Origin of the sequence: Pseudomonas sp. PS01300, from assembly GCF_029960155.1 — a bacterium.
In the GTDB taxonomy this organism is placed as follows: Bacteria; Pseudomonadota; Gammaproteobacteria; order Pseudomonadales; family Pseudomonadaceae; genus Aquipseudomonas; species Aquipseudomonas palmensis.
The window spans coordinates 1-7,588 of the sequence record NZ_JASCPN010000107.1 but is presented as its reverse complement, the minus strand read 5'-3'; the positions used below and the strand labels follow the sequence as shown (position 1 = coordinate 7,588).

Here is a 7,588-nt window from a genome sequence, read left to right as displayed (position 1 = left end):
TCACAAATCATCGGTGCCGCCATCGCGGGTCAAGCCCGCTCCCACAAGGTCGGCGCTGTTCTTGTGGGAGCGGGCTTGACCCGCGATGATTAGCCAGGCGAGTCAGTTCTTGAAGCTGGAGTGCTTGCGCCCCTGGTCACACAGGGCGAACACCACCACGAACACTGCGGCAATCGCCAGGATCGCCACCACGCCGTCGGTCGAATGGGTCGGCGAGCTGGCCACCAGTGCCAGGCCGCCCAGTGGCGCCAGGCCACCGGCCACCGCGGTGCCGATCTCGCGCCCGGTGCCAAAGCCCGATGAGCGCGTGGCCGTGGGGAACTGGCGGCTGAGGAACGAACCCTGCGGGGCGAACATCATCGGCGCCAGCAGGCCGGTACCAATGGCGATGGCGATGTAGATCATCAGCGGCTCGGCGGTGTTGAGCAGGGCCATGAACGGGTACGCGAACAGTACCGAGAACAGACCGCCCATGATCAGCACGGCCTTGCTGCTCCATTTGTCGCACAACCAGCCGAAGCATGGCACCGCCACGATCGCCACCAGGCTGGCAATGGTCACCGACAGCGAGGTCACGTGGGCCTCCACACCCTTGAACTGGGTCAGGTAGGCCAGCGAGAAGGTCTTGAAGATATAGCTCAGGGCGTTGTAGCCGATGGCCACGAAGAACACCACGGCCAGGCCCTTGAGGTCGTTCTTGAACAGCGCCTTGAGCGGCGACACCTTGGCTTTTTTCGGCGCCTGCTCGAGTTCGGCGAACTGCGGGGTTTCCGGAATGCTGCGGCGTACCCAGAAGCCCACGCCCACCAGCACGATGCTGCAGATGAACGGGATGCGCCAGCCGCCCGAGAGCAGGAAGTCGTTGCCGTTCATGGTCAGCAGGTACACGGTCAGCGACGACAGCAGCAGGCCCAGGTTGAGCCCCAGCGCAGGCCAGGCCCCCTGACTGCCGCGCTTGCCTTCGCTGGCATGTTCGTAGCTGGTCACGGCCGCGGCGGACAGCTCGGCGCCCGCGCCCAGGCCCTGGATGATGCGCACCAGCACCAGGATGATCGGCGCCCAGATGCCAATGCTGGCGTAGCTGGGGATCAGGCCGATCAGCGTGGTGCACAGGCCCATCATGCAGAAGGTCACCACCAGTACCTGCTTGCGCCCGAAACGGTCGCCCAGGTAGCCGAACAGCACGCCGCCGAACGGGCGGGCGATAAAGCCGATGGCAAAGGTGGAGAAGGCCAGCAGCGAGGCAACCTGAGGGTTGCTGGCGTCGAAGAAGATCTTCGAGAACACGATGGCCGCCATGGTGGCGTACAGGTAGAAGTCGTACCACTCCAGCATCGAGCCGAAGATGGTGGCCGCCGCGACCTTGCGCAGGCGCTTCCTGTTCTGTTCCGGGGTTTCGGTTGCGGTGGTGACCGCTTCATGTACCGACATCGAGAGATTCCTTGTTGGTCTTTGTAGTTATTTTCAAGCGGGCGGCGGGCGCCCGTGCAGCAATGCGGATCAGCGTGGTGTGAGCAGGCGGTCGGCGATCATTTCGCCGATCGGGATGGCCGAGGTGGCTGCCGGCGACGGTGCGTTGCACACGTGGACCATGCGCGGGGTCTCGGCGAACAGGAAGTCGTGCACCAGGGTGCCGTCACGCATCACCGCCTGGGCGCGGATGCCCGCCTCGTAGGGCAGCAGGTCGTCGACCTCGAGCGAAGGGCAGTATTTGCGGCACTGTTCCAGGTAGCCGCGCTTGAACAGCGAGTTCTTCATCTCGGTGGTGCCCGAACCGAGGTTGTTCCACAGGGTTTTCCAGAAGCCGGGGAAGCTGGCGTACTGCGCCACGTCGCGCCAGTTGATCGAGAACTTGCCGTAGTTCTCGCGGCCCAGGCCCAGCACCGCATTCGGCCCGACAGTGACGCTGCCGTCGATCATGCGGGTGAGGTGCACGCCCAGAAACGGCAGCTCCGGGTCGGGGATCGGGTAGATCAGGTGATTGACGATCTGGTTCTTGGTGGCTGGCAGGCGGAAGTATTCGCCGCGAAACGGGATGATCTGGTGGTCGATCCTGACCCCGGCCAGCGCCGCCAGGCGGTCCGACTGCAGGCCGGCGCAGGCGACCAGCTGCCTGGCGCGCCATACGCGGTCTTCGCTGCTGATGGTGACGCTGTCGCCGCTTTCGGCGATCGCCGCCACGCGGGTGTCCAGGCAGATCTCGCCGCCGGCGGCCTGGATGACCTTGGCCATGGCCTGGCACACCTGCTTGTAGTCGACGATGCCGGTGGCATCGAGGAACAGCCCGCCCAGGCCGACGATGTTCGGCTCACGACGGCGCAGTTCGGCGGCATCCAGGCGCTCGACCTTCAGCCCGTTCTGTTGCGAGCGCTCGTACAGCGCCTGCATGCGTTGCACCTCGAGCGGGTTGGACGCCACCAGCAGCTTGCCGCACACCTCGTACTTGATGGCGTGGGTGTCGCAGAAGTCCTTGGTGGCCTGGGCGCCGCGCTTGCACAGGTCGGCCTTGAGGCTGCCGGGTGCGTAGTAGATGCCGGCGTGGATGACCCCGCTGTTATGGCCGGTCTGGTGCCGGGCCAGTGTGGTTTCCTTCTCCAGGATGACCAGCGAGGCGCCAGGCTGGCGCTTGAGCAGCGCCATGGCGGTGGCGAGGCCGACGATGCCGCCGCCGATGATGCAGTAGTCGTAAATCATGCAGGGGTCACCTTGGTATTCTTATCTGGTTATCAGGTTGTCAGACTAAGTAGTGCGAAGAAAAAGGCGCTGACCCGCAGCGCCCGTCACGTGATGTTCATTCCATGGCTGGCAGGTCCAGCTTCAGGCGCTTGGCCGAGGCCCGCAGGTGCGCTTCGGCGCAGGCCGCGGCGCGGTGGCGGTCACCGTCGGCAATCGCCTGGTACAGCGCCTGGTGTTCGCGATTGGCGTCGGCCGAGCCGCCCACCGAATGCGCCGCCGAGTTCTCCCACGCGGTCTTGCGCGCGGCAGCCAGCTGGCCGCGCAGAAAGTCATGGAAGGCGACGAAGTAGTCGTTCTTGCTGGCTTCGGCAATTGCGCGGTGAAACTCCACGTCGGCAGCCGCCGCCACGTCGAACTGGCTGCGCTTGTCGATCATTTCCTGCAGGGCCTTGGCCATGCGCGCCAGGTCTGCCTGGTCGCGGCGCTGGGCGGCAATCGAAGCGGCCTGGGTTTCGATCCACAGGCGCACTTCGAACATCTGCACCAGGTCGGCACTGCGCCCGTTGTTGCTGGGGAAGCGGAACACCGTGCCGGTCGGATTCTGCGAAATGTACGAGCCCAGCCCGCGCCGGGCGATCAGTACGCCATCGGCCTTGAGCTGGGAGATCGCCTCGCGCACCACCGAGCGGCTGACATTCAGCTGTTCGGCCAGTTGCTGCTCGGTGGGCAGGCGTGCTTCGGCAGCCAGGCGCCCCGAGTCGATCTCGGTGCGGATGGCGCTGACGACGCGTTCCACCAGGGTGTCGGGGCGTTGAAGCTCGAGCATGAAGGATAAAGCCAGTAGGTCAGGTTGTCAGACAATGCCCGTGCAGCCGCATGTTGTCAAGAATGTGCCTGGGGTTGCAGGCGATAGAACGCCCGTGCGTTACCCCACAGCACGCGCTCGACACTGGCGCTGCCCAGCGTGTGGCGGATCAGCTGGATATCGGCCGGGTCGAACGGGCGCGATGCGCGGGTGGAGGGCAGGTCGCTGCCGAACATCAGGGCGTGGGGGTTGGCGGCATCGATGTCGCGCAAGGCAGCGGCCACATCGAAATCGACCCGGCCAAAGCCGCAGGCCTTGATGCGCACACCTGCCTCGGCCAGTTGCAGCAGCGCCGGCAGGCCGTCGCGGCGCAGGCCCAGGTGATCGATGCTTACCGCCGGCAAGCGGCGCAGCAGCGGGGTCAGCTCGCCCAGCTCGCGCGAATCGACGTACAGCTCGACGTGCCAGCCGGCCAGTTCGAACACGCGCAGGGCCATGGCTTCGAGCTGATCGGCCTGCGCCGAGCCGCCGCGCTTGAGGTTGAAGCGCAGTGCACGCACGCCGGCGGCATCCAGCGCGAGCAGCTCGGCATCGCTGATGCCGGCCGGCACCTGGGTCACCCCCACGTAGCCTGGGCCCAGCTGTTTCAAGGCGGCCAGCAGGTAGCCCTGGTCGAAGGCCTGGAACGAACCCGACACCACCGCGCCGCCGCAGATGCCCAGCGGCGTGACGGCCGCCAGGTAGTCCTCGGTGGTGAAGGCCTCGGGCAGGTAGCCGTTGTTGGGCACCAGCGCGAAGCGCGGGTCGATGATGTGGCAGTGGGCGTCGAAGATCGGCTGGGGCATGGGGGCTCCTTGACGGGGTTACAGCTCGCTGACGTAGGTGCCGGTGCCCTTGAGGATGTTCTGCAGGGTCTGCTCGACTTCGGCGAGGTCGGTGCCGTCGCTGCTGAGGGTGATTTCCAGATGATCGGCGCCGTTGAACACGTCGGCGTCTCCCGGTGCCACTTCGATCAGCAGGCGCCTGGCACTGAGGGTGACCTTGATGCCGTCCAGTGTGCTCGGTTCGTCATCCAGGGTGATGTCCACCGTGTCTTCGTCCGGGTAGCGGGTCATGAGGAACATCTGGCCCTTGTCGCTGTGGCAGCACAGGGTGGCCATGTTGTCTTCTTCATCATCGCAGGGGGTGGCGAAGAGCAGGGGGGTGGTCAGTTGCATGGACGGCTCGGTGGTCAAGAAGTGAAACGCGAGTGTGCCAGTCTTCGGTCAATGGATAAATCGCCGCCTGCCGCTGATTGACCGAATATGTCGCAGCATCGCAAGCAGGGGTGACCGGCCAGTCGTTAAGCTGCCCTGTCGATGGACAACCCGACGACACCCAGCGTGTGGTTGGCTATGGTTGATCCGAGCATGACGGCATGTGCGCGACGCTTCACTCAATAACAAGCCCAAGCGGAGTACCACAGATGGCGTTTTTCACCGCAGCCAGCAAAGCCGACTTCCAGCATCAACTGCAGGCGGCCCTGGCGCAGCACATCGGGGAACAGGCACTGCCACAAGTGGCGCTGTTTGCCGAGCAGTTCTTTGGCATCATCTCTCTTGACGAATTGACCCAGCGTCGCCTCTCCGACCTGGCCGGCTGCACCCTCTCGGCCTGGCGCATCATCGAACGCTTCGACCACACCGAACCCCAGGTTCGGGTCTACAACCCCGATTACGAACGCCACGGCTGGCAGTCCACCCACACGGCCGTGGAAGTGCTGCACCATGACCTGCCGTTTCTGGTCGACTCGGTGCGTACCGAGCTCAACCGCCGCGGCTACAGCATCCATACCCTGCAGACCACCGTGCTCAGCGTGCGTCGCGGGGCCAAGGGCGAGCTGCTGGAGATTCTGCCCAAGGGCACCCAGGGTGAGGGCATCCTGCAGGAATCGCTGATGTACCTGGAGATCGACCGCTGCGCCAATGCCGCCGAGCTCAACCTGCTGGCCCGCGAGTTGGAGCAGGTGCTGGCCGAAGTGCGCGTGGTGGTGGCCGATTTCGAGCCGATGAAGGCCAAGGTGCGCGAGCTGCTCGAGCTGATCGACCACACGGCCTACGCCCCGGCCGCTGCCGAGAAGGACGAGGTCAAGAGCTTCCTGCAATGGCTGGTGAGCAACCATTTCACCTTCCTGGGCTACGAAGAGTTCGTGGTCAAGGCCGACGCCCAGGGCGGCCAGCTGGAGTATGACGAGCAGTCCTTCCTCGGCCTGACCCGCCGCCTGCGCAGCGGCCTCAGCGCCGACGACCTGCGCATCGAAGACTACGCCGTCAATTACCTCAACGAGCCGCTGCTGCTGTCGTTCGCCAAGGCCGCGCACCCCAGCCGCGTGCACCGCCCGGCCTACCCGGACTACGTGTCGATCCGCCAGCTGGACGCCGACGGCAAGGTGATCAAGGAATGCCGCTTCATGGGCCTGTACACCTCGTCGGTGTATGGCGAAAGTGTGCGGGTGATCCCGTACATTCGCGGCAAGGTCGCCGAAGTGGAGCGCCGTTCGGGCTTCGACGCCAAGGCCCACCTGGGCAAGGAGCTGGCCCAGGTACTTGAGGTGCTGCCGCGCGACGACCTGTTCCAGACCCCGGTGGATGAGCTGTTCAGCACCGTGATGTCGATCGTGCAGATCCAGGAGCGCAACAAGATTCGCGTGTTCCTGCGCAAGGACCCCTACGGGCGCTTCTGCTACTGCCTGGCCTATGTGCCGCGCGACATCTATTCCACCGAGGTGCGCCAGAAGATCCAGCAGGTGCTGATGGAGCGCCTGAAGGCCAGCGACTGCGAGTTCTGGACCTTCTTCTCCGAGTCGGTGCTGGCCCGCGTGCAACTGATTCTGCGAGTCGACCCGAAAAACCGCATCGACATCGACCCCCAGCAGCTGGAAAACGAAGTGGTGCAGGCCTGCCGTTCGTGGCAGGACGACTATGCCAGCCTGACCGTCGAGAGCTTCGGCGAGGCCCAGGGCACCAATGTGCTGGCCGACTTCCCCAAAGGCTTCCCGGCCGGCTACCGCGAGCGCTTTGCCGCGCATTCGGCGGTGGTGGACATGCAGCACCTGCTGACCCTGTCCGACAGCAAGCCGTTGGTGATGAGCTTCTACCAGCCGCTGACCCAGGCCGGCAAACAGCAACTGCACTGCAAGCTGTACCACGCCGACACCCCGCTGGCGCTGTCGGACGTGCTGCCGATCCTGGAAAACCTGGGCCTGCGCGTACTGGGCGAGTTCCCGTACCGTCTTCGCCACAGCAATGGCCGCGAGTTCTGGATTCATGACTTTGCCTTCACCTACAGCGAAGGCCTGAACCTGGATATCCAGCAGCTCAACGACACCCTGCAGGACGCCTTCGTGCACATCGTCAACGGCGACGCCGAAAACGATGCGTTCAACCGTCTGGTACTGACCGCCGGCCTGCCGTGGCGCGACGTGGCGCTGCTGCGCGCCTATGCCCGCTACCTCAAGCAGATTCGCCTGGGCTTCGACCTGGGCTACATCGCCAGCACCCTGAACAACCATACCGACATCGCCCGCGAGCTGACCCGGCTGTTCAAGACCCGCTTCTACCTGGCGCGCAAGCTGGCCGGGGATGACCTGGACGACAAGCAGCAACGCCTGGAACAGGCGATCCTGACCGCGCTGGACGACGTGCAGGTGCTCAACGAAGACCGCATCCTGCGTCGCTACCTGGACCTGATCAAGGCCACCCTGCGCACCAACTTCTACCAGACCGACGCCAATGGCCAGGCCAAGTCGTACTTCAGCTTCAAGTTCAACCCAAGGCTGATTCCCGAGCTGCCCAAGCCGGTGCCCAAGTTCGAGATCTTCGTGTATTCGCCGCGGGTCGAGGGCGTGCACCTGCGCTTTGGCAACGTGGCACGCGGCGGGCTGCGCTGGTCGGACCGCGAAGAGGACTTCCGCACCGAAGTGCTGGGCCTGGTGAAGGCGCAGCAGGTGAAGAACTCGGTGATCGTGCCGGTAGGTGCCAAGGGTGGCTTCCTGCCGCGCCGGGGGGCGCGGGGGGGGCGCCGCGCCCCAATCCCCGGCGCAGGGCTCGCCCGGGTACCCCAGTTGAA

At 65.0% G+C, this 7,588-nt stretch carries 6 protein-coding genes; 1 reads left to right on the top strand and 5 read right to left on the bottom strand.

The window, feature by feature from the left end:
* Nucleotides 1-102: 102 nt before the first annotated feature.
* The 5 genes from QMX96_RS26020 to QMX96_RS26000 all read right to left on the bottom strand — a co-directional run bounded on the left by QMX96_RS26020 (nucleotide 103) and on the right by QMX96_RS26000 (nucleotide 4,698).
* Nucleotides 103-1,431 (bottom strand): MFS transporter, encoded by a 1,329-nt coding sequence (locus QMX96_RS26020; RefSeq protein WP_043864621.1) that lies wholly within the window; start codon nucleotides 1,429-1,431, stop codon nucleotides 103-105.
* Nucleotides 1,432-1,500: 69 nt separating this feature from the next.
* Nucleotides 1,501-2,694, bottom strand: a complete 1,194-nt coding sequence (gene lhgO, locus QMX96_RS26015) for an L-2-hydroxyglutarate oxidase (RefSeq protein ID WP_043864620.1) — start codon at nucleotides 2,692-2,694, stop codon at nucleotides 1,501-1,503.
* Nucleotides 2,695-2,791: 97 nt separating this feature from the next.
* Entirely contained in the window at nucleotides 2,792-3,502 is a 711-nt protein-coding gene (locus QMX96_RS26010; protein WP_078479584.1) for a FadR/GntR family transcriptional regulator, read from the bottom strand.
* A 56-nt stretch (nucleotides 3,503-3,558) separates the two neighbouring features.
* The gene (locus QMX96_RS26005) at nucleotides 3,559-4,326 is read right to left on the bottom strand and encodes an amidohydrolase family protein (RefSeq protein ID WP_282362684.1); all 768 of its coding nucleotides are present in this window, start codon (nucleotides 4,324-4,326) and stop codon (nucleotides 3,559-3,561) included.
* An 18-nt stretch (nucleotides 4,327-4,344) separates the two neighbouring features.
* Nucleotides 4,345-4,698: a hypothetical protein gene (locus QMX96_RS26000; protein ID WP_043864617.1), complete on the bottom strand. Its 354-nt coding sequence runs from the start codon at nucleotides 4,696-4,698 to the stop codon at nucleotides 4,345-4,347.
* A 248-nt stretch (nucleotides 4,699-4,946) separates the two neighbouring features.
* Here QMX96_RS26000 and QMX96_RS25995 point away from each other — a divergent pair.
* The coding region (locus tag QMX96_RS25995; protein WP_282362683.1) for an NAD-glutamate dehydrogenase domain-containing protein at nucleotides 4,947-7,588 on the top strand (2,642 nt) is incomplete at its 3' end.

Coding starts and splice junctions, on each gene's coding strand:
- QMX96_RS26020 (WP_043864621.1), bottom strand. CDS start 1,431: ATGTCGGTACATGAAGCGGTCACCACCGCAACCGAAACCCCGGAACAG.
- lhgO (WP_043864620.1), bottom strand. CDS start 2,694: ATGATTTACGACTACTGCATCATCGGCGGCGGCATCGTCGGCCTCGCC.
- QMX96_RS26010 (WP_078479584.1), bottom strand. CDS start 3,502: ATGCTCGAGCTTCAACGCCCCGACACCCTGGTGGAACGCGTCGTCAGC.
- QMX96_RS26005 (WP_282362684.1), bottom strand. CDS start 4,326: ATGCCCCAGCCGATCTTCGACGCCCACTGCCACATCATCGACCCGCGC.
- QMX96_RS26000 (WP_043864617.1), bottom strand. CDS start 4,698: ATGCAACTGACCACCCCCCTGCTCTTCGCCACCCCCTGCGATGATGAA.